We start from the raw sequence: 25,608 nt of genomic DNA, 5'->3' as shown, positions 1-25,608 counted from the left end.
TGCTGTTCTGGTATCCTGGTGTTTCAAAAGGTCAATTTAAAGCCGCCGAACAAGCGCATGTCTTTGTTCTGCTCAGTCGATTGATCGGGATGCATGGGCTTTGCCCCTTCGATATAACCGGAGAAATAACGTGTCACCGACAGCCTCATGCCGACACCGGCCGCTTCGACGGAAACGCCAGGCCTGTCGTAGTTGTAATGGACTTCGCCGTAGTCGAAGAAGCCATAGAGGGTTGCGCTGGCTGCATCAAAGGGATTGAAGGTGTAACGCAGCTCTGCCTTGGTCGCAAAACCTTTGTCGCCGATGAACTCCGATGGGTCATAGGCACGTAGGAACTGCTCGCCGCCTAGAGAAAACTGCTCAGGCGCCAGCAGAACATCTTCCGTATATTGACCCTGAAACGCGGCCAGAAAGGACCAGTTGGGCGCCAGGGCTTGAAGGCGGGCCAGATACAGGTTGGTTTTGGTGTAGTCCACCTGCCCTTGTGCCGCCGAAAGCTGCGATGTGCCGGCTTCCCGGGACGCGTCGGAAGGATTGCGTGCGCCGAGCGCGTCGATGCCCTGGCTCAGTTCCAGATCAGCTATGTTGATACCGCGCCAGCTGTCGGCCAGGTCATAGGTTAAGCCCACCCGGAAGGAGCGGATACGATCACTGGTGATGGTTTCGTTGAAGAAGTCGCTCTTTGAGCGTGAATCGACCATCGAGTAAGTGCCGCGTACGCTCAAGTTCGTGTTACGACTCCGGATCAGCGGATGCGATACCCCCAGGTTGAAGGAAACCAGATTTGATTTTAAATCATTAGAGATATCGAACAGGGAGGAGTTAGACCAGACCTCGTTGAACATCAGAGATAGCCGGGTTCCTTCACTGGACAACGGCAAATCCTCACCTACCGACAATACGGTCATTTTGTCTTCGAACGATTGCAAGACCCGTGCGTAGGATTTTTCCTGTAGACCTAAGATATTGTTTGCCTCGCCGTACACCTCGCCCCGATAGGTGCCCAACAATTCGGTCAGTCGGTTGTTGAAGCCGACTGAACCGCCGAAGTTTTGCTGAGCGATTTCGATCACCAGGTCGGCCGCCCCGGGCTGCTGGGCCGAAGGCGAGAGCGAACCATGCGCGGTAATGCCGGGAAGATCGTTGATCAGCAGAAGATAGCGTTCAAGCACATCAATCCTGACCGGCTTTGTTGCACGGATTTTCTCGACATAATCCTGAAGCAATCCAATTCTATCGTCAGAGGTATCTCCCTGGAACCTGACTTCACCGATACTGCCCTCAACGACATCCAGGCGCACCAGCCCGTCTTTCAGTGTTTGCTTAGGAATGAGCACCTGGGCCAGCACATAGCCGTCATTCCGATATTGAGTGGCGGCGTTGTTGGCAGCGGCTCGTAGCTGCTTGAGCGTCACCGTTTTGCCCACCAGATCCGCAAAAAACGCTTTCAAGTCGGCTTCGGGATAGACCGTGGCGCCTGAAAAAACAATTTCCTTAAGCTCAAAAGAAACTGCGCCTTCTTCCGGTGCTGGAATCGGTTGCTCCGGGATAATCTGTATGGCAGGCGGCTCGGCCTTTGGAATAGGCGCTACCTTGAGTTGTTTCTCGATCTGGCCGGGTTGAATGGAGCCTGGAATTTGCTCTCCTTGTGCCATGGCGTTGGAGGAAATGGTGAGCTGCATTGCGCAGACAATACTTCCCCGCATGGCTAAAATGCCTATATTTTTCACTGCGTCCCTTATTTATATAATTTTGTCTTTAATTTTTGTTTTTTATTTTTTGTATTGTATGGCCTTCCTGAATCAGACTCCCTCGTGATCGGCAGTTATCTATTCAGCATCGCCAGGAAATCCCGCAATCGTCACATAGTTCTGAGACTTTTCACGTCACGATGGCGGAAAATCAATTGAGCTTCGGGTCTTTATAAATCCGCGTTATGCCCCTGCAAAGTTAAGCGCGCTGAACCTTTCCCCAGGCTCAGTAGCCGAGCTCTTTTCATCAGCCATTTCCACAACGTTTATAATGTAAATCGCCCAAGCTTCATTCGTCAATGGTATGGGAAATTTAAAGAGTTATTTTACCGTTGCTTTTTGACGCCCCCGGACATATCAAGCAACACAAATACAAGGCACTTTTTTGGCTATCGCTAAATTATCACTATTGTAGCGGGCTAACCCCAAATACCTCATACAGAACAGGCTTGCTCCTATAAGGGCAGAGTAAGAGTTTACCCAAAGCAGATTGTACCGCAACTTAAATGAAATTCCCCGTTGTTCTTAAACACCTAATTGAGCGTTAATAACAGGCCAAGAGAAATAATATTGCTTTTCTACTGCCCGAAGGGATATGCCTTTCGGTGCCGATTCGGATAATCCAGTCCGATTTCCCGACCACATGATCCTCAATCCGGCTCCGCTCAGCCACCCGGCCGATTAGCCGCTTTTACCTAGGGCGTGACGTAGAGATGGCGTATTCCCAACCTGCTGCGCGATTACTGAGCCGTTACTTTACGCTCCGTCATCTTTGTGGCGGTCAGACAGATAGTTGAAAACTTTTCCTCAAAACCGATGCCTATTTGCCAGAGCCGGTAATAGCGCTGGTTGTCCATCATGTCCTGAAACGAATCTTCTTCCGTTGCTGATTCATCCTTTCTCAAACCATAACCTACCCATATCTCCCCATCCCCTTCAAACTCGGTCACATCCATCTGTTGCATGAAAATTTTCGCCTTTATCACCGGGTCCAGTTTTGCTGGCCTTTTATAAGCCATATAGGGATGCTCGCTATCATCATAAGCACGCCATTCAGAGCCGTCGGTCAACCATAATGCATCAGGCTCGCTTTTGCGGCGAAAGCCGATGAACACATCCCCGATTTTAAAGTGGTATTCCTTCGGTATGATCAAATAGTGATCCAGGATGGTTTTGTCGGGCACGCCTCGCAGCCTTGTTTGGCCAAAACAAAATTGCCCAGGCTCAGAGAATACCGTGGTATTGACTGTCTCAGCCTGTGATAGGGCGGCATTCAGCAGACAAGCCGCAGATATGCTGGACAACATCCAGTGTCGGATGGAAAGTTTCATTTTTTAAATCTCCAGATAATTTTAAAAATTGGGGATACGAGTCCACCAATAAATTCGGGCACAAACGATGATGGAAATACTGCCCGCCATGACGATTCAGGCCGCAGCACGCCTGCAATGATAATGCCACAAAGGCCGGCCTTTATGGCTGCAACATGCCCGGCTCACTGCTTTTACGGGGCTGTCATAGGGATGTTATCGGGACGATTGCCTGTCCAGTATTTCCAGTGCCTGTATCCTCCTCCATCTGTGTGGCGGTCAGGCAGACAGTTGAATTCTTCTCAATAGAACCGCCTATCTGCCAGAGCCGGTAATAGCGCTGATTGTCCATCATCTCCTGAAACGAATCCTCTTCGGTTGATGTCTTGCCTTTCCTCAAGCCATAACCTACCCATATCTCTCCATCCCCTACGAACTCGGTAACATCGGTCGGATCCAGAAAAATTGACGCATCTATCACTGGTTCCAGCTTTTGCATAGAATAAACGGACCTGGAGTATATGTATTGAGTATCGTTGGAATCGATCCAATTCCCAAAAATACCATATAGCCATAATTTGTCAGGCTCGCTTTTACGGCGAAAACCGACAAACACATCTCCTAGTTTGAAATGGTCTTCCGGCGGTACGATCAAATGGTGCTCCAGAATGGTTCTGTCGAGCCCGCCTCGCAGGGAGGTTTGCTCGAAGCAATATTCCACCGGTTCTGAGAACACCGTAGTGTATTTGGGCTCAGCCTGTGAAATGGCGGCGCTCAGCAAGCAAGTCGTTGACACGCCGAACAACATCCAGTGTCGGTTAAAGAATTTCATTGTTTAAGTCTCCGGATACTATTAAAAATTGGGGATGCGAATCCGCCGGTAAGTTTTGGTGTCGACAGTGACGGGAATGCTGCCCGTATTCACGATCCAGTCCGTGGCATCAGCAACGCTGATGCCGGGAACGGCAGCCTTGATGGCAGCATACACACCCGATACATGCGGAGCTGCCTGCGACGTGCCTGCTATCTGCTTAGTAGCCGTTGTCGAGGCACGGTCCGCGGATTTGATCGATGTCTTCCAACCGCCTCCCGGAGCCAGCAGAATTGGCCCAGTGAAGCTGGCCGGATTACCGATGTTTGCAAACTCAGACAGGTCTTTACCATCCGCATCGCTGGCAACAGAACTTACCTTGATAGTATAAGGAACACAGGCCGGCCAGCTAACCCCAGTATGGCTCTTGTAGTTGCCAGTAGGAGTTACGATTGGAACTCCACGGTCAGTCAGACTCTTGATAGCATTCTTAATGCTCTCATAAGTTTTTTGCGTATCCGTAAGGGAACCACAATCTCCAGAGTAAATTTGATTGCCGGCCATGCTTAAGTTGACCACATAAGGGTTATTCGTGCTGGCTGTCGTGGCTGACAATACGGCGTCGAGGACAGCAAGAATATCCGCATTAAATGCGTTTACCTTGTAGTTCTTCTTGTCATACGAGTACACTTGCGCCGAAATCAGCCCGGCATCGGGCGCAACGCCTTGAAGGTTTGACGGCGAAACAGAGGGGCTTTTGCGGCCGGCAACGATGCCTGCAACATGTGTGCCGTGTGAGCAGTCATGATAACCTGCGGAAGCTTTCGTAACAAAGGTCGAGCAACCTGTCAAATCACTATTCGGCTCTCCGGAACCGGATAGACCCAGAGGGCTATCACCTTTAATGTCTTTGCTAGGACAGATCGAACTATAACCCCCAGCATCAGTGCCGAAACAGGCTTCATAGGTGACCTTGGTCGCACCATTCATCTTGAAGAGTTCGTGATCTTTTCGTATGCCGGAATCGACAATAATGATACTTTGGCCGGCAGCACGATAACCGGCGTTCCATGCCGATTGCATATTCATCAGCCCTGTGCTGTTGGTCAGCGTCGCCTCGGCGACAGGCCGGTTCAATTCAATGCTGAGGATTCTCGAGTCGGCTTTTTTGTATAGCCGTTTTAGAGAGTCGTACGGAAGGCGCGCATGAATGGCCCCGATGTCGGCATAACTTGCCAAAACCTCCGATGTTGATGTTGTATCCGCATTAACGAGGATATCGTCAAAGGCGCGCTGATTGGCGCGGGCTTGAGCCTTTAATGCTTTGGCCGACATGGAACCGGCCTTCGTGGAAAAAACCGAGCCGCCGCGTAGTGTGATGATTACCTCTGCCGATCCATCAGCCTGTGCCGTTTCCAGCACGTCAGCCGGCCATTGAGACTGACGGGGATCAACAAAGCCTACCGGCCGGATGGCTCTCACGTCGTCGCTCTCACGCAAGCCGTAGAACGCATTCCTGTCAATTCTTACCCGAAAACTTGGGCTGGGTACAGCCGCCAGAGACGGAGCGGCATCAAAATTTTTGAAGGACTTAGCGAACTTATGTGTTTTAATATTATTCAGGCGACTCGTGATCTGATCCAACAGCGCCGATGATGGCTTGAATACAGTTTTACCTTTCCTGTCTATGTCGTAATCGCCTTCATCAACGTTCAGAAACACTTCGACGTTGGCAAAGCCTTTTTCATTGATGATGGATTCGATGGCGTCGAGGCTGCCGTCGTCGTCATATGCCCGGATGCGATATGTACGCGTATCATCGGACGAGAAGGATACTGCGCTGGCGCTATTGGCCAGAACCTGAAGCCCCTTCGCATTCACATACAGCCCGATCTGGCCGATACCGTTGCTCCAATATCCTTCCGTTAACGCATACTCGCCCAACTCAGCCAGCAGAACTCCCGCTTTTGACTCCATTTCAGCTTTTACGGAGTCAAGGTTGCTTCCCATTTCTTCCAGTGTCACCGTATCGTCCAGCGTCACCAAAACACTAGCCACGCCTTTTGAATTGGCCTCATTGAGTAATTTTTCATAATCGCCAGGATCGGATTGGGCGCCGAAGGCAATGGATGTAGCAAGCAAGGCTGGCAGTGCCAGCATGGCACGACCGCTGGAAACCCATCCGGATGATAAGCAAGAGCATTCCGTTGTGCTGCGCAAAGGGATGGTTGTTACTGTTGATTCAAGCTTTGTCATTATTGTTCTTCCATAAGTTATTGTTATTCCCTACTAGTGCATTGTCACAGCTTAATTTTAGGGTAAATGGATTTCAGTTTCGTTCGTGCATCGTCCACTTTCATCTGCCAATCGACACCGCGTTGTTTGCTATTAACAGAGCTCGACCAGGCGCTAATTTCAGTCCGTAAGGTTTCCATGTCACCGAACCTTCGATGCGCCAGGCACTGTCGGGTCAGGGTACTCAACTCATTTTCAGCGATATTCAACCAACTGCCATGCTTGGGCGTCTGGCAAAACTTGATCCGCCGTACGAGGTTGCGGGCACGTTCGGGTTCGAAGACCTCATAAAAGGCTCCTTTGGTATGGGTGTTGAGATTGTCGCTCACCAGCGTCACCACGGGACACTGGGCATAACGCCCTTCCAGCAAGCGGGCCACTTCTTTGGCCCAATCTGCTTTGGTGCGCTGAGGGCGGGCCGTCACCTCGCGCCATCCGACTAACGGCTCGGTAAACAGGAACAAGCTGGCGGTGCCGGCACGCTCGTATTCGTAATCGACCCGTGGCGGCTGCGTCAGCGTCCCCGGTCGTGGCGTACGGGTCTCTTTGATCAACTGTATCGGTTGTTCGTCCATGCAAAGGACCGGATGCGCGGCCTCATACGGTCGCGCATACACGTCCAGCACCTCTTCCATTGCAGCCACAAATTCGGCGTCCTGCTCGGGCGGAATCACCCAATAGGCAATCGCCCGCTGCGTCATGCCGTTTTTTTAATCAGCTTGCGGACGGTCTCATGGCTGATGGCGTCTACAATCCCCAGTTCCACGACGCGCCCGGCCAACAGCCGCAGGCTCCAGCGCGCATAGCCTGCCGGCGGCGATCCCAAGCGCGTGGCGATAATGCGCGCTTCCTGTGCCCCGTCCAATAACCTCGGGGTCGGCGGATACTCGCGTTTTCGGCCTTCCAACGCCCGTTCAAAGCCCTCTTCGACAAAGCGCTGGCGGATCTTTTCGACCGTGTTGATCCGGCATGCGTAGGCCTCCGCAATCCGCTGGTCTGTCCAACCCGGGCCATTCGCATCGGCCTTGAACAGAATCTGCGCACGCCGGACTTTTTGTGAGCTGCCTTGAAGTTTTTTGATCACCTCTTGAAGATGATGACGTTCCGTATCGCTCAGGCGGACAATGTATTTCTTGGGCATGTCTCGTCTCCGGTTTGGGAAAAAAGCCTATTAGACAGTTTTAGGTAGCCCATATTCTTAGCGTTGGCAGTGCACTAGAGCATTTATTTTTTAGTCAGAAACATAGCCTGAATGCCTGAAGAAGTTCAGGCATTCGTCGGGATGAAACCGCTCCATTAATTGGCCGACAGTGCGCCAGAGATTGTCATAAGTTCGTGCCGCTGCCTTGCGCAAAAGCGCCTTCAGCTTGGCGAAAACCTGCTCGATCGGATTCAGATCAGGGCTGTAAGGCGGCAGGTATTTGATCGTCGCCCCGTGTGCTTCAACAATATCCCGGACTTCCGCCACCTTATGCGCAGGCAGGTTGTCACAAATAACAATATCACCGGGTTTCAAAGTTGGCGCCAGCTGCGAACGCAGGTATTCCTTGAAGGCTTCGCCCGTCATGGCTTGATCCACACACCAGGGTGCCGTGAGTTTGTCGGCACGCAAGCCGGCAATAAAAGTCAGCGTTTGCCAGTGACCAGCTGGGGCAGCATCCCGGCAGCGAGCACCACCCAAGGCCCGTCCATAACGACGGATCATGTTGGTAGATAGCCCTGTTTCGTCCAGAAACACCAACTTCGACAGATCGCAGGTTTGCTGCCAGGCTTGCCATTGCTCGCGAGCCCTGGCGACATCCTCGCGCTGCTGTTCACTGGCAACGACCGTTTTTTTTATAGCGATAGCCCAGTTTGTGCCGGATAAACTTATCAATGGCCGAAATCGATACACTCAGGGCTTGTTCAGTTTCCAGCCAATCCTGCAGTTCCTTCAAGGTCATCGATGGGCTGTTCGCCAACTGTTCCTTGATGGCGGCTGCATAGGGTTCCAACAGGGCCCGTCTGTAACCACCGATCGGCTTGCTCTGAACGCCGCCGGTGTTTTTCCAGAGTTGATGCACTCTGGAGACAAAGGAGGGGCTGACTTGATAGTGCGCGCTGACTTCGCGTGTCGTTTTGCCGCTGTCAACAGCCTTCGCGACACGCAAGCGCAAGTCTTCTGAGTAAGGTTTGGGCATCTTCGGTCATTCTCATTCAATGAAGCCCCATTTTAGCAATACGGCTTGATCTTAGGTAACAGATAAATGCTCTAGTCCATCATTACTCTAATTCCATACTAGACAGGAGATCTCATATACGGGCAAATACTGCATAGTTTGAGCAAGAGCTTGCCCGAGCAAATTGTACCTCAGCTCAAATAGAATTTCCTGCCTTTAAACATGGTTTTGCTCTGTCTGGTTAACCATGATGCTGACTCAGTGTGTTAAGGGCGAGGCATGCCCGCTTTGCTTGCAGTTAACGGCGCAGTAAAGCCGACGCAGCAGAAGGGTGGCAAATTGCTGTGCGACGCGAAGTAGCAGTGAGCAAGGAATAAATCAGAAAATTATAGGTGCAAATTCATTCACACTGCGCGAATCAATCCGCACCTGCACCGAAAAATCCTCCGCCTGCTTGAGGAAGTATTTCATGCCCATCCCTGTTCAGTCTTTAAGCAGTTGATCCCCGATTGGCAGTTGCCGGATGCGCTGGCCAGTGGCGGCAAAAATCGCGTTGCACAATGCCGGCGCAATAGGCGGTACGCCCGGTTCGCCCACTCCGCCCAGCGGCGTGTCGAAGTCAGTTGCCGGCAGCATGTGGACCCGAATTTCTCGGGGCGCGTCATCCATCCGGGTGAGCTGATACGTATCGAAGTTATCCTGCATCACGGCGCCATCCTTGAAGCTGATTTCACCCAGAGTGGCCAGGCTGACGCCCATGATGCAGGCGCCCTCGATCTGCGAACGGATTCTTTCCGGATTGACCTGAGGACCGCAATCCACCGCCACATCGATTCTGGGTATGCTCAGTCTGCCGTCTTCGCCGACAGCCACCTCCGCCACGGCCGCGACGTAAGTGACGAAACTGTAATGGGCCGCGATGCCCAGTCCCCGCCCCCGAGGCAGCGAGCGTCCCCAGCCGGCCTCACGCGCAACGGTTTCGGTCACGCGGCGCAGTCGCCCGGTGTCTACCGGATACAATTGGGGTGATTCGCCATGATTCCAGGTATCTTCAAGCGTACGCGGATCGATGCGGCGCGGCGGCCCGATCAGGTCCAGCAGAAAATCCTTGGGATCGCGTTCTGTCGCCGCAGCCAGTTCGGCAACGAAGGATTGAACAGCAAAAGCATGAGGGATATTAGACACCGACCGAAACCAGCCGATACGTGTATGCGCCTCGGCCTCCGGGTTTTCGATCCGCACATTGGGTATTGCAAAAGGCACATTGATGACGCCCATGCCAAGTTCAGCCGTCATCTCGTGCTTGCTGCCGTGAGCGAAAATAGAGGAAATCGAAGGAGCGACTGTTCTGTGCAGCCAGGCCACGGGCTTACCCTGGTCATCCAGCCCCGCCTCCAGCCGCTCGAGTGAAACGGTGTGGAAGTAGGCATGATGCAGATCATCCTCGCGCGTCCAGGTCAGTTTGACAGGCTGGCCGTTCATGGCCTGCGACAAGAGCGCCGCTTCAATGACATAGTCGGGTTTGGATTTGCGTCCGAATCCGCCGCCCAGCAAGGTGACGTGTACCGTGACTTTATCTGCCGGCAGCTTGAGCCATTTGGCCACACGGTCGCGGGCCACTTGCGGCGCCTGCGTGCAGGTCCAGATTTCACACTGGCCGTCGACGATGCGGGCGGTCGCCGCCGGCGGCTCCATCGGCGCCTGGGCAAGATGCGGAATATAATACTCGGCATCAATCCGTCTGGCCGCGCCCTCCATAGCGGCATCGATATTGCCGTCGTTGCGCATTACCTTGCCCGGTTTGCGCGCGGCGGCCTCGAGCTCAGCCTTGTAAGCTGCCGAGTCATAGCTGCCATTAGGCCCTTTGTCCCATTCAATCTTGAGCGCCTTGCGCCCCTGAATCGCCGCCCAGGTATTGCGGGCGATCACGGCGATGCCGCCGAGCGGGTTATATTCGGCAGGCGGAGGACTACCTTTGAGTCCGAGCACGCGTACTACGCCCGGCACCTTCAGGGCGTCTTTGGCGTCATAATGCAGGACTTTGCCGCCAAACGCGGGAGGCCGTGCTACTACAGCATACAGCATGTCCTTGAGTCGAACATCGATACCGTACACGCCTCTGCCTTTGACCATATCCTGCCCATCGTAGATTCCGACCTGGCCCTTGCTGATGTAACGGAACTCCGCCGGTTTTTTTAAGCGCAGGCTTTCGCGGGAAGGGACCGGCAGTTTTGCTGCAGCCTGGGCCAGTTGACCGTAGCCGAGTGTTCTGCCGGTCGCAGCATGGCGGACCTGATGCTGTTCGGCACGAACCTCCTGGATAGGCACTTGCCATTGTGCGGCCGCCGCCGCTTCAAGCATGGCGCGGGCAGCCGCGCCGACCCGACGCATGGGCAGGAAGAAATGGCGCATGCTGCGGGAGCCGTCGGTATCCTGATTGCCGTAGCGTTTTTCGTCGCCGGGCGCCTGTTCGATGCGTACACGGTTCCAGTCGGCTTCGAGTTCGTCGGCCACGACCATGGGCAGGCTGGTACGTATACCTTGCCCCATTTCCGAACGGTGGCAAACGATGGTGACTGTGCCGTCATCCGCTATCGCGACGAACACCAAGGGATTGTCCACCCAGCCGTGCGGCATAGCGTCGGCGCCATACTTCGCCTCGTCTGTATGTGGAGCGGTTTCCTCCGCCTCTATCAGCGAAGGAAACCCAGCGGCCAGTACGAATCCGGTCAGCGCCAGATCCTTGAGAAACGCGCGTCGACTGATATTGACGATATGCAGGTCATCGCTATCCAGCCGATCAATGTTCAATTCGGAGCGATCCAGTGGGGTTTTCATGGCTTGACCTCCGTTGTTCCGGCAGCTTGCTTGATGGCGGCGCGTATGCGTGTGTAAGTGCCGCAACGGCAGAGATTGCCGCTCATGGCGGCATCGATATCGGCATCGGTTGGTTTGGGTTTTTGCTTGAGCAGGGCTGTGGCCGTCATGATCTGACCAGGCTGGCAATAACCGCATTGCGGTACGCCCAGCGTTAACCAAGCTTCCTGAACTTTCTTTCCCATTGCATCCTGATCGATCGCTTCGATGGTGACAACTTTTTTGCCCGTGGCGGCCGAGACAGGCGTTACGCAGGCGCGCACAGACTTTCCGTCGAGGTGCACCGTGCAGGCGCCGCATAAAGCCATGCCGCAGCCGTACTTGGTTCCGGTCAGACCTAGATAGTCGCGCAAGGCCCAAAGAAGGGGGGTATCTTCGGGCAAATCAATCTGATGGGGCTTGCCGTTGATATCGAGCGTGATCATAAGGCATTTCTCCTCGAGTCGTTAAAAATAAAGACGCCCGCATAAACATCCGTGGGGCATTGGCCAGAATTCTACATGGACATTTTGGGGCCGTAAAAGTCGTACGCCGATGCGGCAGAGCAGTATCTGTTTCCTTTAGTCCGTCGCCGGCGAAATTTTGCTCAATGGTTCGCCGTTTCCTCTCCGCCTCACCCGTACCATTTCACTGACGATGGACAAGGCAATCTCCTCCGGCAATCTCGCCCCCAAATCCAGGCCGGCAGGCGCTCGCACTCTGGCAAGGCTGGTTTCGGGAAAACCTTCCTGCCGCAGTCGCTCCAGCACCAGTTTCGCCCGCTTGCGACTGGAGACCAGCGCGATATACAGGGCTTCGGATTGCAGAGCGCGGGTCAGCGATTCATAGTCGCCCTTATGATGAGTGGCGATAACCACAAAATCGCCCGTTTGCGGCTGCAATTGCTGGTATCGGCTGTCGTCGCTGATCACGCGGAAAGCGGTGGGAAAGCGGTCCTCGGTGGCCTGCGGATCATTGACAACCGCTTCAAATCCTACCCGGTGAGCGAATTCGCAGAGGCTTTCCACAATGCGCCCATGACCCATCAGCCAGAGCAGCGGCTTGGGCAATACCGGTTCGACGTATACCCGCATGCTGCCGCCACAAGGCATTCCTGCACCGAAAACTTCATCGTTCAGGTCGATTTCGATCACGCAGGGCTCTCCTGTATCAAGACACTCAAGCGCCGCCCTGGACACTATGACCTGCGCACAGCCACCGCCGACCCAACCGGCAACAATCTTGCCCGAAAGGTCGATCAGCGCCTTGGCGGCAGGCTTGGCCGAAGACGAACCCAGTATTTCGACCACCGTCGCCAGGGCGTAGGGATGACGCGCTTCGCGCAGTTCCAGCTGGAGATTGAGAATGTCCCGAGTCACGATGGTTTTTTAAATTTTTGTCAGTATTTCCAAATCTTGCGGTTTGTCAATGTCCCGAAGCACACCGGGATCATCACAATCGACAAGGCGAAGCTGCTCAAGATGGGCCTGAATCACCGATTTCGCGCCGGCATCGCCACTCAGCGCGGTCAGATCCGGACCTAAAACGTACGAAAAGCCGACAGGATGCCCGCGCTGGCCTTGCCAGCATGGCGCGGCGATAAGTGCACCCAAACGAAGCTCATCCGCTACCCTACGAATGGTCGCAGGCATTATCCAGGGCATGTCGGCCAAAGCGACCAGCCAGCCGGCGGCTTCAGGCCGGGCGCAAATCCCGAAGGCAAGGCTCGCGCCCATGCCTTGCCCGGCATCGGCGCAGATTCGAACTTCCGCCCCTTCGGCCTGCAACCGGGCAGCCAGTTCCTCGCTGCCGGGGCGAACCACCGCCAGCACGCCATCCGTGCCGGCCAGTAAATTGCGGCAGGCACACACTGCTACCTGATCGCCGTCGGGCAAAATATGGATCAGTTTGTCAGCGCCGAAGCGCCGGCTGGCTCCGGCGGCCAACAGTATGCCGATAATCGGGCTCATCAATTTAAAGATAATTTTGAATGCTGGCTTCGCAAGATCGGCGCGCGTATATTCATCGTGTTGACCGTTCAGGTAAATCAATTCCGGCAAGACTAACATTCCCTTCGTCTTATTAGCAATATTCTCCAGCCAGGTGCCGCCAATACCTGGCGTGTCCTGACAGCGATAGGCTAAGGATAAGGCGAGAAATAACTTCCCTGAATTGTGACGAGCCATGTGGGGGCGACTTCAGTCGCCCAGGGCGAATACCCGAGGGGCACAAGTACCCGAAGGGCATAAATGAATTCGCCCCGACATAAGCGCTGATTTCAGCGACAAACTGGAAAGTTACTTTTAACCGAATCCTAGACAATTCGCAACGACCTGATCCGGTTGACGGCGGCAGCCAACTCGTATTTGCGCGGCAGGGAGAGCGTGCCAGGGTAATCGGGCGCCAGCACCTGCAAACCCTGTTCGGCGATGTCGCTGTAAAGCCGGTCTATCCAGAATTGTATGGTTTCGGGCTGATCGGCCGACTGACTGATCTTATTACGCAACGCCAGCAGACAATAGCCCAGAGCCAACACCTGCGGCGCTTCAGCGATCTGTACGACAGCCTCCAGATTGACCAGATCCATGCCGTACTCCAGTTGTCTCAGCGCACTGCGCAGCGGTTTGATGCGTTTGGCGATCGTTTTTTTCAGGCGTTTGTTTTCATACGCCGGATCAAAATTATCGGCGGCCAACCGGCGTGCTGATGAGAAGTCTTTAATCGTTTCATTTTCATTGGCAATTTCACCCAGCCTGTCGCGCACGCTGGCAGTGATATCCTGGCAATGGTAATGGGCCATAAGCAGGCAGGTATCGGCTTTCTGCAGAAAACAGCCCAGTCCGCCTGCCACGAAAATCATCGACACGCGCCGTTCGTTCCAAAGCGAGCGTACCGTGGAATAAAGCGGCCTGATCGGTTCCAGCGAAGCATCCAGCACCTGCCTGATTAAGGCGTCGCGCACCAGAAAATTGGTCGCGCAGGTATCTTCATCGAACAACAACAATCTCGACCCGCTTTCGACAGCCTCGACAATGGCAGCCGCCTGCGACGTGCTGCCGCTGGCGTTGTCCGAAGAAAAATGATCAGTCTTCAGGCCGTTCGGCAAGTCGCCTATAAAAAGGCTGATGTCCACGTTCCTGACGCTGCGCCCTTCCTCGGCCCGGATAAAGAAAGCGTCTTCACGCGTCACGACAAATTCGCGGCCATCGCCCGGCACATGCGCATAGACGCCCGCCAGAATAGCCTGCATCAGGGTCGATTTGCCGTGATAGCCGCCGCCGGTAATGCAGGTAATGCCTTCCCGGACGCCCATGCCGGTCAGGCAACGGCCATCCGATAGCGGGATTTTGACCTGCAGGGAATCAGGCGATTGAAAAGCGATAACAGCCTCGCTCTCGGCCGGCCTGTCGTCGATGCCGCTGTTGCGCGGCAGCCGGGCGCCGTCGGCGATAAAAGCAACCAGACGATGCTCGCCCATAAACCGGCTGATTTTTGTACGCACTGTCAGCACATCGACAAACTGTTCCAGTTGCGCTCTGGTTTGTTCGTCGTAGCGCTGATAAAAAAATGTGGCATCGATGATGGCGGGCAGTTCCTGATTTATCATGATCCTTGCCTGTTCGGCATCAAAAATACCGCCGCCCTGCCCCTTTGCGGGCCAACTGATCATGAAGCGCAATTCAATGGCGGCTTGATCGATCAAAACGCTGTCCCTTTCCAGCATTTTCTGGCTTAACTCGATGGTATCGAATGAACCGCTGCCTTCCTTTCCGCGATTTTGCAGCGCAAACATATCGATTCCCTGTCGAAAGCGGCGAATCAGAAAATCTGCGACGGCTAGCCTGCCGGCCTCGGCCTGTAAAAAAACTTCTGGAATGACGCTATCCTGCCGGGATACGGTGACCGAGGCGATTGAGGCGGGATGGGCGCCGGCACTGTGTTGAACCCTGATCACCCTGAAATTGAAGCCGGGAAAATCATAGCTGCCTTTTAAGGCCTGTATATGATCAAAAGGCCGATCGGCAAGCGCCGAGATTAACTGATTTAGCCGGTTCATGGGATTCCTCTCATATGCATAGCGGTTATGCAACTTTAGAAGATAATAGGAAGCTGCGGAGAGCACTGGCTCTGTAGCATACCTTTCGAAATTTACCGGATTATTACGGTTCCGGGAGGGTTACGCGCTGCCCATTCTACGGCGCGGCAAACGTCTTGTTTTCAATTGATGACGCTCAGGTCCTGAATCAATTCCACGGCATTGCCGTCAGGATCGCGGCAGAACAAGGCCCTGCGTCCCGATTTACTTAATGTGTAGAAAATATCCTGCTGTTCCAGTTGCTGCTGAACGGCGTCCAGATCATTAACCAGTAGAGCCGTATGGCGATCCAGTCCACCATGTTCAGGGCGATTTTCATTCCGGTCGGGGTTAGGTACTTCGAGTAGATGGATCTGATGCTCGCCGAGCTGCAACCAGGCGCCTGGGAACGGCAGGTTGGGGCGCTCGCAGGTCTTCAGGCCCAGTATACCGCTGTAGAACGCCAGCGCTTTCGATGTGTCGGACACAATAATGCTGACGTGATGAATTTGTAATTGAATGCTGTCAGACATGTTATTCCCTCTTCTGCATAGTAATTTTTTTTATACGGCGCGATATCGCTTGCTTGACGAAACCTGTCGCCTTTTATTCTGCCTAATCATTGCAGACCTCGAATGTACGCTAACGCACAGAACTTCACTATGTCGTTGGTATATTTTAATCATTCTTTTTTTATATGAAAAAGAAGATGGTGTTTGGTTTTATCCCAAGAGGAATTAACCATTAATTTAAATCTTATGTTTGAGGAGACACGATCATGACTCAACAAAGAGGTAGTACGGGTTCTGGCCAAGGCAAATCAGCCCGCGGGTTTGCTTCAATGGACGAAGCCAAACAACGTGAAATTGCAAGCAAAGGCGGCCATGCCGCTCATGCAAAGGGCACGGCCCATGAATTTACGCCGGAAGAAGCAAGAGAGGCCGGACGCAAAGGCGGCCAGGTCGCTCATGAGCGAGGCACGGCCCACGAGTTTACTCCTGAGGAAGCCCGGGAAGCCGGACGCAAAGGCGGCAAAGCCGCTCATGAAAAAGGCACCGCCCACGAGTTTACTTCCGAGGAAGCCCGGGAAGCCGGACGCAAAGGTGGCAAAGCCGCTCGCGGCGGTAAAGAGGAAGAAGAAGGCGGCAAAGGCAAATCAGCCCGCGGTTTTGCTTCAATGGATGAAGAAAAACAACGTGAAATAGCCAGCAAAGGCGGTCAACACAGCCATGGCGGTGGCAAAAAGCATTAATCTTCATACCGGAGCGCCCCTTTAACAGCAGCATACTGTTAAAGGGGCGCTCACAACCATCCCTATCAGCGTTTCATTGTCCTCTCAATCTGCCATACGCCTTATTTACGATTAAATCCACCCTCCTGCCGGCCTTCATAAGCTCGGCTGTCGGATTACGTAAACGTTAATCTATTCTTAATTCAAACTTAACTTCTTCTTAATTAAGACGCGTTAGGCTATCGTCTGATTTGCCTACGTGCGATATTTCCAGCTCGCCTCGGGTATTTACAACTATACTTGAATGAATTTCATAGATGTTTACCTTAGAAGAAAAATTAAAAACCAGCATGTCCCATTCAAAATCAACAGCTTTTCGGCCTTCGCTTTTAATAGTCTGCACATTGCTCAGCAGTGTTCTGGCCGGCTGTCAGATCATGCCGTCCTTCGGACCCTCGGAAGCACCGCCGGCCGCAGTCTCATCGCCGAAGCAGGAAAATATTGAATCCCACAATTTTCAGCTGGCTGACGGCCAGAACATAGTCGGCTCACTGGCGACTGTCGATATACGCGAAAATGATACCTTGCCCGATATTGCCCGGCACTACGGCCTAGGTTATAACGACATCACAATAGCCAACGCCCGGCTTGATCCCTGGACACCCCAACCGGGCAGCCAGGCGCTGCTGCCTTTGCGCTTCATTCTGCCCGAAGCCCCCCATAAAGGCATCGTGCTGAATCTGGCCAATATGCGGCTGTTCTTCTACCCTCAAAAACAGCCGAACACCTTATTCACTTACCCGGTCGGTATCGGCCGTCAGGGCTGGAATACGCCGATGGGTGCAACCAAAATCGTCGCCAAGAGAGCCAACCCGACCTGGACCGTACCTGAGTCGATACACCGAGAGCATGCCGAAAAAGGCGATACGCTGCCGAAAGTCGTGCGCTCCGGCCCCGATAATCCGCTCGGCAAGTACGCCATGCCGCTCGGCTTTCCAGGCTATTTGATCCACGGCACCAATAAACCCTATGGCATCGGCATGCAGATCAGTCATGGCTGCGTGCAGCTTTATCCCGAGGATATCGAGGTTCTGTTCAATAAATCCAAAGTTGGGATGCCCGTACAGATTGTTCATCAGCCTTATCTAACGGCATGGGATCAGGACATGCTTTATCTTGAAGCGCATGAACCGCTGCAAAAATGGGCCAAGCAAAAACCCAAGCTGAAAAAGAAATTGGTCGGCGAGTTGAAACGGATCAGCACCGAGCAAAACATATCCATCGATTGGGAAAAAGTCGACCGTATCATTGAACGCGCAGACGGCATTCCTACGCCGATACTGACCGGCAGCCCTGATATAGCAGAACTGACGACAGCGGCCGTGCAACTGGATCACCCCGAACAGCTCTATGGCCAGCCTGTTGTCGAAGAATTGAAGGAAAGCGACTGGGCTCTGTTAGCGGCCACTTTCGATAACGAAACCGAAGCCCAACAACTGGCCGCAATGCTGTCGCATCAGGGACCACCGATCCCGGCGCGCAAAATGGAGAAAGACGGCGTTTATCAGGTTATCGCCGGCCCGTTCAAGAACAAAAAAGAAGTCAAAACCGTTGCACAGCGCATCCGCATGGATTTCGAGCTGGATGCCAAGCCGTTGAAGCCCGGCAAAGTCAATTAACAACGAGCAACATAGGATACGCATTGCGTACCCTGACATTTCCTGCCATGCCCGCACCAAAATCAGGCAGACTGCCTGATTTTGGTGCTTACCCGCCGCTTTTGAGCCGGCCGCTATTTCCCCAATCAGGCTTGACGCCAGAGCCGTCCCCCGTTTGCACTCTTGGCATGCAACATGCAATTTCCTGGAGAAAATTTTCAACAGGAAATAATTATGTCTTCACCCACATTAAATCTGCTTTCTTTCTCGGGCAATATCAAAATCCTGCACCTGTCATGGCTGGCTTTTTTTATCAGCTTTGTCGTCTGGTTTAACCACGCGCCATTAATGCTGGCCGTTGCCGAATCGCTGCGCATGAGCCAGACGGATATCAAGACCATCCTGATTTTGAATGTGGCATTGACTATTCCGGCGCGTATCGTCATCGGTATCCTGGTCGACAAGTTCGGCCCCCGGCGCACTTACTCGGCGCTGCTGGCGATCGGCAGCGCGCCCTGCTTCCTGTTCGCCTTTGCCTCCAGCTTTGAACAATTGGCGCTGGCGCGCTTCCTGTTGGGCTTTATCGGCGCCGGCTTCGTCATCGGCATCCGCATGGTCGGCGAGTGGTTTCCGGCCCGGCAGGTCGGCATTGCCGAAGGCATATACGGCGGCTGGGGCAATTTCGGCTCCGCCGCGGCCGCTATGACGTTGCCGGCGCTCGCGCTGCTTTACGGCGGCCCCGATGGCTGGCGCTATGCGATCGCCAGCACCGGACTGGTGTCGCTGCTTTATGCCGGCGTCTATTTTTTCTCGGTCTCGGACACGCCCAAGGGCTCCACTTATTTCAAGCCCAAAAAGGCCGGCGCCATGGAAGTCAGCAGCATCTGGGATTTATTCTTCTACATCGTCATGAACATCCCTCTCTACGCCACCCTGACCTTACTGACCTGGAAACTGTCGCCGGCCGGCGCGCACCTGTTGTCGCAACCCACGGCGCTGGGCTGTTATGCCGGCATCTGGCTTCTGTTCATCTACAATGTCTACAAAATCATCCATGTCAATGAAGGACACCTGCAGCAACCGATTGAAGAGATTCATAAATACAAATTCAAACAGGTCGCCATTCTTGACCTGGCTTATCTGATTACCTTCGGTTCCGAACTGGCCGTCGTGTCCATGCTGCCCCTGTTTTTCTTCGAGACGTTCCATGAATCGCAAGGCGTAACATCCGTGCAGGCCGGCCTGCTGGCATCGGGCTTTGCCTTCATGAATCTGGTCGCCCGCCCCGGCGGCGGCTGGATCAGCGACAAGTTCGGCCGCAAGCTGTCATTAACGCTTTTTATTTCTGGCTTATCGGTGGGCTACCTTTTGATGTCGCAAATCACGTCGGAATGGTCCATTACCGTGGCCGTGCTTCTGACCATGGCCTGCTCTTTCTTTGTGCAGGCCGGCGAAGGGGCCGTGTTCGGCATGGTGCCGCTGATCAAACGGCGCCTGACCGGGCAAATCGCCGGCATGGTCGGCGCTTACGGCAATGTCGGCGGCGTCTTGTTCCTGACCATTCTGTCTTTCGTCTCGCCCGCCGTGTTTTTCATGGTGATCGCCGGCGGCGCGCTGCTGGTCCTGGTCGCCGTGCAGTTCATAGAAGAACCGCAGGGCCATATGGTCGAGGTTGAGGAAGACGGCACCGTGGCCATCATTGAAGTCAGTTAGGCAGGACGCCGGTTATGCCATCAGCGAAACTCCGGATCAGTCTGGGCCATGCCAGCGACAAAGGCATCAAGGCCGATAATGAAGACTTCTTCGGCGCGCTGGTGCCTGAAGAGCCCCAGCTGACCTACAAAGGCATCGCCGTTGCCATTGCCGATGGCATGAGCAGCAGCGATGCCGGCAAGCAGGCCAGCCATTGCTGCGTGGTCAGTTTTCTGGAGGATTATTACAGCACGCCCGATTCCTGGTCCGTGGTCCACGCCGGGCAGAAGATCCTCTCCGCCACCAATTCCTGGCTGTACAGCCAGGGGCAGGCCCGCTACGCGTCCGCCAGGGGCCTGGTCAGCACGCTCAGCATCTGCGTATTCAAATCGACCACCACGCATGTTTTTCATATCGGCGATTCCAGAATTTATCGCCTGCGCAAGGGCAATCTCGAACAGATCACCCGCGACCATCGCGTCTGGATCAGCCAGGAAAAGAGCTACCTGAACCGGGCAATGGGCATAGAACCCCGGCTGGAAGTCGATTACCAGGCGCTGCCGCTGGAAAAAGGCGACCTGTTCCTGATGACGACGGACGGCGTGCATGATTTCATCAATGAAAAGGCCCTGAAAAGGCTTTTGCAGGAAAGCTCCGATTTAACGTTGACGGCTGAAAAAATCGTTCGCATGGCAGCCGACAATAAAAGCGACGACAATTTAACCTGCCAACTGGTCAGGATCGAGGAACTGCCGCCGGCGAAAGAGGATGAAATTCTGCGCCGCCATACCGACCTGCCTTTCCCGCCGCCGCTGAAGCCCGGCATGGTGCTGGACGGCTACCGGATTGAAGAGGAACTGCATGCCAGCAAGCGCACGCAGATTTACCGGGCTTTCGATATGAAAACCGGTACGCAGGTCGTACTGAAAACCCCGTCCATTCTGTATGACGACGATACGCACTACATCGAACATTTTCTGCACGAAGAATGGGCGGGGAAACGGATTCATAATGATCATGTCCTGAAAACCCTCGGCAACGACCGCGAAAAAAGCGGCATTTACTATGTCACCGAATTTCTGGAAGGCCCCACGCTCAGGCAGTGGATGGATGCCAACCCGAAAGCCGATATCAAGGAGACGCGCAAAATCCTGGAGCAAATCGCCAAAGGGCTGCGCGCCTTCCACCGCATGGAAATGCTGCATCAGGATCTAAAACCCGAAAACATCATGTTCGCTAAAAACGGCACCGTGAAGATCATCGACTTCGGCTCCGTCAAGATCGCCGGCATCAAGGAAATAACGCCGCTGGAGCACATCGACCATACCGAGGTGCTGGGCACCTTGAATTACACCGCGCCCGAATATCACTTGGGCCTGCGCGGCAGCATCAAATCCGATCTGTACTCGCTGGGCGTCATCGCCTATGAGATGCTGAACGGCGCCCTGCCCTTCGGCCCGGACATGCCGGAACGGCCGAATCAATCGAGCTTGGCAAAACTGAAATACGTGCCCAGCATTTATCACAACATCATGGTGCCGGCCTGGATAGACGGCGCCTTGAAAAAAGCCACGGCCATCAACCCGCAACTGCGCTATGACGACCTGTCGGAGTTCCTGTTCGACCTGTCCCTGCCCAATCCGAAATTCCTGAGGCCGGAAGAGCGACTGCCGCTCATGCAGCGAAACCCAACCGGTTTCTGGAAAGGCCTGTCAGCGCTGTTGCTGTTTACCAATCTGGCTTTGCTGTATTTACTGATGGGTTAGATGTGTGGGTTTTTAAGGATTGTCTAAAGTCACCATAGGATAATGGTATGGACTCCTCCTCTTCCCTGCGGCATCACGATGTGCCAAAGTGGAAGAGTTAGATAACCACTTAAATGAAGAAGAGGAATCCGCCATGAATATTACGACAATCGGTTTAGACATTGCAAAGAACGTTTTTCAGGTACATGGCGTGGATGCCCATGGAAAAGTCGTGTTACGCAAACAGCTCAGGCGGATTCAGGTACTGGCTTTTTTTGCTAACCTGTCACCTTGCCTGATCGGCTTGGAAGCCTAAGCCGGGGCACACTACTATTGGGGACGTGAATTGCTCAAATTAGGGCATGATGCGCGTTTAATCAGTCCACAGTTCGTCAAACCGTACGTTAAAGGCAATAAGAACGATGCCAACGACGCGGAAGCGATTTGCGAGGCAGTAAGTCGCCCGAGTATGCATTTCGTACCGCTGAAAAGCATTGAGCAGCAAGATATCCAGATGTTGCACCGGGTGCGCAACGGCCTGGTCAAGGAACGCACGGCACAAGCCAATCGCTTGCGGGGGCTGTTGAGCGAATATGGGATTATCATTGGCCAAGGCCTGGCACAAGTACGCACGCGCTTGCCGGAGATCCTGGAAGATGACAAAAACGGCTTGACGATGGCGGCGCGGCAAATTTTTACTGACCTGCAATACCAGTTAAGAGAACTGGATAAGCAAATAGCCGCTTATGGTGAGAAAATCCTGATGCTGCACCGGTCTAGCCCAGCCAGTCAAACGCTCGGCGCCGTGCCCGGTATCGGGCCGATTACGGCCACCGCGTTATTGGCTGCGCTAGGCGATGGCAAGGCCTTTGATAAGGCGCGGCAAGTGCCGGCTTGGTTAGGTTTGGTCCCTAAGCAAGATTCCAGCGGTGGCAAACCGAAGCTGCTAGGCATTAGCAAGCGCGGTGATGTCTATTTACGCACCTTGCTGATCCACGGAGCCAGGGCGGTGGTTAAGGCGGCGGCAAAGAAAGATGACGCACACAGCCGTTGGATCAACGACTTGGTGCAACGGCGCAATGTCAACATTGCCGCCGTAGCGGTTGCCAACAAGAATGCCCGGATTGCCTGGGCACTGCTGGCTCGGACAGAGGCCTATCGCCCCCCGGTGCCGGCCAGCGTCTAAGCCTAAGTGTGCAACAAACTGTTGTTAACCGTTTAAGAGGTGTTTGATAGTCACTTCTCCAGTTGTGAAGCATTTTTCAACACGATGGCAAACCGGTCGGACCGGTGTTTTCAGGAATCCGTTCAGCGCATGGGCCTCCAAGGCCGTTAGGATGATAGAGATGAAAACACGCGGAAATCCATCTGCATATTCTGGCCCAACCTGAACACCTATTCTGATTCAATCTGAACACTGATTCTGATCGAAGTTGAACATCGATTCTGGTTTCAAGCTGAACACTTTTTGGGGTATTTCCAGAATCGGTGTTCAAGCTGCCGGAATCGCTGTTCAGATGGCCAGAATCCTTCCTAACGCATTGTTTTGTTAAACCTTAGTATCCTGTTCCGATTTTTGGAAAGGATATGTCAGCCCAACGAATTGCAATGCGAAAAATCAGAGAAGTTTTACGACTGCGTCTCAGTGCCGGATTGAGCATCCGGCAAATCAGCGCCGGCACCAAGATCAGTGTCGGCAGTATCCAGACTATCCTCAAGCTGGCCGAACAGCATCAGCTCTGCTGGCCGCTGCCGGATGAACTGGATGACCAGGCCCTGGCGTTGACGCTGTACCCCAGCTCCGATGCCCGGCCTGCGGCCAAATTTCAGCAGCCAGTGTGGTCGGAGATTCATCAGGAACTGAGGAAAAAAGGTGTGACCAAGCAGTTGCTGTGGGAAGAATACACCCGCCAGTATCCGAACCGCTGTTACAGTTACTCGCAGTTCTGCGCCCGCTATGCCGACTGGTTGAAGGCGCAAAAGCGCTCCATGCGGCAAACGCATCGGGCCGGCGACAAGCTGTTCATCGACTATGCCGGTCCGACCGTCCCCATCATCTGCACTGGCGGCGAAATCCGTCCGGCCAGCATCTTTGTCGCGGTGCTGGGCGCTTCCAGTTACACCTATGCCGAAGCCACCTGGAGCCAGAGCCTGCCGGACTGGCTGGGCAGCCATGTGCGGGCCTTCGAGTTTTTTGACGGCTGTCCGGCGCTGCTGGTACCCGATAATCTGAGAAGCGGGGTCAGCAAGGCTTGCCGTTATGAGCCGGAGCTCAATCCGGCCTATCAGCAACTGGCCGCCCATTACGAAGTGGCGGTGCTGCCGGCCCGGCCTTACAAGCCCAAAGACAAGGCTAAGGCCGAAGTCGGCGTGCAATTGGTCGAGCGCTGGATCCTGGCCAGGCTGCGCCATCAGACGTTTTTCTCACTGGCCGAGCTGAATCAGTGCATTCAAGCTTTGTTGATCGAACTGAACGATAAGCCGTTCAAGCAGTGGCCGGGCAATCGCCGGCAGTGGTTCGAGCAACTGGATCGGCCAGCGCTGGCACCGCTGCCGAAACACGCCTATCGCTATATCGCGATCAAGACGGTCCGAGTCCCTCTCGACTACCACGTCCCGTACGAGCAGCATTGGTATTCGGTCCCGCATCACTGCGTCGGCGAGCCGGTGGAGATTCATGCCGGCGAGCGCTTGATCGAGGTTTATTTTCACAACCGTTGCCTCGCCACCCATGTCCGCCAGTTTCATCCCGGCACCACAACAGAACCAACGCATAGACCGGAAAAACACGCCCAGCATCAGCAATGGACGCCGGGGCGGCTGATGAACTGGGCGCAGACCCTGGGGCCTGAGGTGTTGCGCTGGGTGAAAACTCAGTTAAACCGTCAACAGCATCCGGAGCAGGCCTATCGCGTCTGTCTGGGCTTGCTTAATCTGCAGCGCAGCTACCCACCTGAACGCCTGAACCGGGCCTGCGCCCTCGCCAACCAGGCGGGCTTGTACCGCTTGAAAAACATCAAAGCCATTCTGCACAGCAACCGTGATCAACTGCCGGAAACGCTGCTCGTCCAGCCGTCTTTATTACCTCAGGATCATGAAAATATTCGCGGACCAAAAAGCTTTCACTGAAGCCTCACCGCATGATTACCCCTTAATAAAACAGGATAACGCCAAGATGATTGCACAAACCCTCAGCCAACTACGGCAACTGAAACTGACCGGCATGGCCTCGGCCCTGCAAACCCAGCAGGAGCAACCGGGCGCCTATGAAGGCCTATCTTTTGCCGAGCGCTTGCAGCTGCTGGTCGGCCAGGAAACCCAGGAGCGCCAACAGCGCAAACAGGAGCGATTGATCCGCACGGCCCAGTTTAAACTCAAAGCCCACGCCCAAGACATCGATTACCAGCATCCCCGAGGTCTGCAGCCAAGCCAGATGGCGGCGCTACTGCAGTGCGACTGGATCCGCAAAGCGCAGAACCTGTTGCTGACCGGCCCCTGCGGCAGCGGCAAGACCTACCTCGCCTGTGCGCTGGGACACCAGGCCTGCCTGAAAGAGTACAGCGTGCGCTATGTCCGGCTTTCCCGCCTCATCCTGGCGCTAACCCAGGCCAAGGCCGACGGCAGTTATGGCAAGCTGCTGAAGAACCTGGCCAGCTTCGATTTGCTGATCATCGACGACTGGGGGCTGGAGCCGTTAAAAGCCGCCACCCGCAATGACCTGATGGAAATCATGGATGACCGGCATGACCGGTCCGCCACCGCTATCCTCAGTCAGTTACCCACCGACCAATGGTATCAGTCGATCGGCGACAACACGCTGGCCGATGCTATTTTAGACCGGCTCATGCACAACGCTCACCGGATCAATCTGAAAGGTGAATCGATGCGCAAAAAGTTGAATTCCTTGACCCAAGTTGAACACTTGGGATAAAAATTCACTGCCATGGATGCGTTAGGATTTTGACTGTTCAAATTGACCAGAATCGGTGTTCAAATTAATCAGAATACGCACCATCGGGGCCAGA

General features: G+C 54.2%; 20 protein-coding genes and 1 pseudogene. 7 read left to right on the top strand and 14 right to left on the bottom strand.

The window, feature by feature from the left end; translation table 11 throughout:
* Positions 1-23: 23 nt before the first annotated feature.
* From ACTNE6_RS09565 to ACTNE6_RS09500, 14 genes are all read right to left on the bottom strand, one after another.
* Complete coding sequence (locus ACTNE6_RS09565; protein ID WP_442499503.1) at positions 24-1,730, bottom strand: ShlB/FhaC/HecB family hemolysin secretion/activation protein; 1,707 nt, start codon at positions 1,728-1,730, stop codon at positions 24-26.
* Between the two features lie 761 nt (positions 1,731-2,491).
* Positions 2,492-3,082, bottom strand: a complete 591-nt coding sequence (locus tag ACTNE6_RS09560) for a hypothetical protein (RefSeq protein ID WP_442499502.1) — start codon at positions 3,080-3,082, stop codon at positions 2,492-2,494.
* Between the two features lie 184 nt (positions 3,083-3,266).
* On the bottom strand, positions 3,267-3,893 hold the full coding sequence (locus ACTNE6_RS09555; protein ID WP_442499501.1) for a hypothetical protein: 627 nt from the start codon (positions 3,891-3,893) through the stop codon (positions 3,267-3,269).
* Between the two features lie 21 nt (positions 3,894-3,914).
* Positions 3,915-6,128, bottom strand: coding sequence for a S8 family peptidase (locus ACTNE6_RS09550; RefSeq protein ID WP_442499500.1), 2,214 nt, complete (start codon positions 6,126-6,128; stop codon positions 3,915-3,917).
* Positions 6,129-6,172: 44 nt separating this feature from the next.
* Entirely contained in the window at positions 6,173-6,868 is a 696-nt protein-coding gene (locus ACTNE6_RS09545) for an IS630 family transposase (RefSeq protein ID WP_442496985.1), read from the bottom strand.
* Positions 6,865-7,308, bottom strand: coding sequence for a helix-turn-helix domain-containing protein (locus ACTNE6_RS09540; RefSeq protein WP_268120897.1), 444 nt, complete (start codon positions 7,306-7,308; stop codon positions 6,865-6,867). The genes ACTNE6_RS09545 and ACTNE6_RS09540 overlap by 4 nt, the downstream gene beginning before the upstream one ends.
* A 90-nt stretch (positions 7,309-7,398) precedes the next feature.
* On the bottom strand, positions 7,399-8,043 hold the full coding sequence (locus tag ACTNE6_RS09535) for an IS630 family transposase (RefSeq protein ID WP_442496982.1): 645 nt from the start codon (positions 8,041-8,043) through the stop codon (positions 7,399-7,401).
* Entirely contained in the window at positions 7,982-8,347 is a 366-nt protein-coding gene (locus ACTNE6_RS09530; protein WP_442496983.1) for a helix-turn-helix domain-containing protein, read from the bottom strand. Before ACTNE6_RS09530 ends, ACTNE6_RS09535 begins: the two co-directional genes overlap by 62 nt.
* A 462-nt stretch (positions 8,348-8,809) precedes the next feature.
* Positions 8,810-11,164 (bottom strand): molybdopterin cofactor-binding domain-containing protein, encoded by a 2,355-nt coding sequence (locus ACTNE6_RS09525; RefSeq protein ID WP_442499499.1) that lies wholly within the window; start codon positions 11,162-11,164, stop codon positions 8,810-8,812.
* Positions 11,161-11,628, bottom strand: coding sequence for a (2Fe-2S)-binding protein (locus ACTNE6_RS09520; protein ID WP_442499498.1), 468 nt, complete (start codon positions 11,626-11,628; stop codon positions 11,161-11,163). The genes ACTNE6_RS09525 and ACTNE6_RS09520 overlap by 4 nt, the downstream gene beginning before the upstream one ends.
* 135 nt (positions 11,629-11,763) lie before the next feature.
* Positions 11,764-12,561 (bottom strand): XdhC family protein, encoded by a 798-nt coding sequence (locus tag ACTNE6_RS09515; RefSeq protein WP_442499497.1) that lies wholly within the window; start codon positions 12,559-12,561, stop codon positions 11,764-11,766.
* Positions 12,562-12,570: 9 nt separating this feature from the next.
* Positions 12,571-13,251, bottom strand: coding sequence for a nucleotidyltransferase family protein (locus tag ACTNE6_RS09510; RefSeq protein WP_442499496.1), 681 nt, complete (start codon positions 13,249-13,251; stop codon positions 12,571-12,573).
* A gap of 245 nt (positions 13,252-13,496) precedes the next feature.
* Positions 13,497-15,239, bottom strand: a complete 1,743-nt coding sequence (locus ACTNE6_RS09505; protein WP_442499495.1) for a P-loop domain-containing protein — start codon at positions 15,237-15,239, stop codon at positions 13,497-13,499.
* 161 nt (positions 15,240-15,400) lie between these two features.
* Complete coding sequence (locus ACTNE6_RS09500) at positions 15,401-15,790, bottom strand: VOC family protein (protein ID WP_194971252.1); 390 nt, start codon at positions 15,788-15,790, stop codon at positions 15,401-15,403.
* A 245-nt stretch (positions 15,791-16,035) separates the two neighbouring features.
* On the opposite strand from ACTNE6_RS09500, the gene ACTNE6_RS09495 reads away from it, so the two are divergent.
* The 7 genes and pseudogenes from ACTNE6_RS09495 to istB all read left to right on the top strand — a co-directional run bounded on the left by ACTNE6_RS09495 (position 16,036) and on the right by istB (position 25,514).
* Positions 16,036-16,509 (top strand): KGG domain-containing protein, encoded by a 474-nt coding sequence (locus ACTNE6_RS09495; protein ID WP_434485628.1) that lies wholly within the window; start codon positions 16,036-16,038, stop codon positions 16,507-16,509.
* A 296-nt stretch (positions 16,510-16,805) separates the two neighbouring features.
* Positions 16,806-18,167: a L,D-transpeptidase family protein gene (locus ACTNE6_RS09490; protein ID WP_442499494.1), complete on the top strand. Its 1,362-nt coding sequence runs from the start codon at positions 16,806-16,808 to the stop codon at positions 18,165-18,167.
* Positions 18,168-18,380: 213 nt separating this feature from the next.
* Positions 18,381-19,859 carry a NarK family nitrate/nitrite MFS transporter gene (locus ACTNE6_RS09485; RefSeq protein WP_442499493.1) on the top strand — a complete coding sequence of 493 codons (1,479 nt, stop codon included), beginning with the start codon at positions 18,381-18,383 and terminating at the stop codon, positions 19,857-19,859.
* Between the two features lie 14 nt (positions 19,860-19,873).
* The gene (locus tag ACTNE6_RS09480) at positions 19,874-21,604 is read left to right on the top strand and encodes a protein kinase domain-containing protein (protein WP_442499492.1); all 1,731 of its coding nucleotides are present in this window, start codon (positions 19,874-19,876) and stop codon (positions 21,602-21,604) included.
* A gap of 133 nt (positions 21,605-21,737) precedes the next feature.
* Positions 21,738-22,769 (top strand): annotated as a pseudogene (locus tag ACTNE6_RS09475) (IS110 family transposase).
* Positions 22,770-23,170: 401 nt separating this feature from the next.
* Entirely contained in the window at positions 23,171-24,712 is a 1,542-nt protein-coding gene (gene istA / locus ACTNE6_RS09470) for an IS21 family transposase (protein WP_442497231.1), read from the top strand.
* A 46-nt stretch (positions 24,713-24,758) separates the two neighbouring features.
* A complete protein-coding gene (gene istB, locus ACTNE6_RS09465; RefSeq protein WP_442497230.1) occupies positions 24,759-25,514 on the top strand; it encodes an IS21-like element helper ATPase IstB in 756 nt (251 codons plus the stop codon).
* Positions 25,515-25,608 lie beyond the last annotated feature (94 nt).

The sequence above is a fragment of the Methylobacter sp. sgz302048 genome (assembly GCF_052162025.1).
In the GTDB taxonomy this organism is placed as follows: Bacteria; Pseudomonadota; Gammaproteobacteria; order Methylococcales; family Methylomonadaceae; genus Methylobacter.
The sequence above is the reverse complement of the archived record's forward strand: the minus strand, read 5'-3'. Positions and strand labels throughout refer to the sequence as shown.

What these genes read in the sequence shown, in the direction of transcription:
- ACTNE6_RS09495 (WP_434485628.1), top strand. Translation starts at nt 16,036, where the DNA reads ATGACTCAACAAAGAGGTAGTACGGGTTCTGGCCAAGGCAAATCAGCC.
- ACTNE6_RS09560 (WP_442499502.1), bottom strand. Translation starts at nt 3,082, where the DNA reads ATGAAACTTTCCATCCGACACTGGATGTTGTCCAGCATATCTGCGGCT.
- ACTNE6_RS09500 (WP_194971252.1), bottom strand. Translation starts at nt 15,790, where the DNA reads ATGTCTGACAGCATTCAATTACAAATTCATCACGTCAGCATTATTGTG.
- ACTNE6_RS09485 (WP_442499493.1), top strand. Translation starts at nt 18,381, where the DNA reads ATGTCTTCACCCACATTAAATCTGCTTTCTTTCTCGGGCAATATCAAA.
- ACTNE6_RS09510 (WP_442499496.1), bottom strand. Translation starts at nt 13,251, where the DNA reads ATGTTAGTCTTGCCGGAATTGATTTACCTGAACGGTCAACACGATGAA.
- ACTNE6_RS09525 (WP_442499499.1), bottom strand. Translation starts at nt 11,164, where the DNA reads ATGAAAACCCCACTGGATCGCTCCGAATTGAACATTGATCGGCTGGAT.
- ACTNE6_RS09480 (WP_442499492.1), top strand. Translation starts at nt 19,874, where the DNA reads ATGCCATCAGCGAAACTCCGGATCAGTCTGGGCCATGCCAGCGACAAA.
- ACTNE6_RS09540 (WP_268120897.1), bottom strand. Translation starts at nt 7,308, where the DNA reads ATGCCCAAGAAATACATTGTCCGCCTGAGCGATACGGAACGTCATCAT.
- ACTNE6_RS09505 (WP_442499495.1), bottom strand. Translation starts at nt 15,239, where the DNA reads ATGAACCGGCTAAATCAGTTAATCTCGGCGCTTGCCGATCGGCCTTTT.
- istA (WP_442497231.1), top strand. Translation starts at nt 23,171, where the DNA reads ATGTCAGCCCAACGAATTGCAATGCGAAAAATCAGAGAAGTTTTACGA.
- ACTNE6_RS09530 (WP_442496983.1), bottom strand. Translation starts at nt 8,347, where the DNA reads ATGCCCAAACCTTACTCAGAAGACTTGCGCTTGCGTGTCGCGAAGGCT.
- ACTNE6_RS09520 (WP_442499498.1), bottom strand. Translation starts at nt 11,628, where the DNA reads ATGATCACGCTCGATATCAACGGCAAGCCCCATCAGATTGATTTGCCC.
- ACTNE6_RS09545 (WP_442496985.1), bottom strand. Translation starts at nt 6,868, where the DNA reads ATGACGCAGCGGGCGATTGCCTATTGGGTGATTCCGCCCGAGCAGGAC.
- ACTNE6_RS09490 (WP_442499494.1), top strand. Translation starts at nt 16,806, where the DNA reads ATGTTTACCTTAGAAGAAAAATTAAAAACCAGCATGTCCCATTCAAAA.
- istB (WP_442497230.1), top strand. Translation starts at nt 24,759, where the DNA reads ATGATTGCACAAACCCTCAGCCAACTACGGCAACTGAAACTGACCGGC.
- ACTNE6_RS09555 (WP_442499501.1), bottom strand. Translation starts at nt 3,893, where the DNA reads ATGAAATTCTTTAACCGACACTGGATGTTGTTCGGCGTGTCAACGACT.
- ACTNE6_RS09550 (WP_442499500.1), bottom strand. Translation starts at nt 6,128, where the DNA reads ATGACAAAGCTTGAATCAACAGTAACAACCATCCCTTTGCGCAGCACA.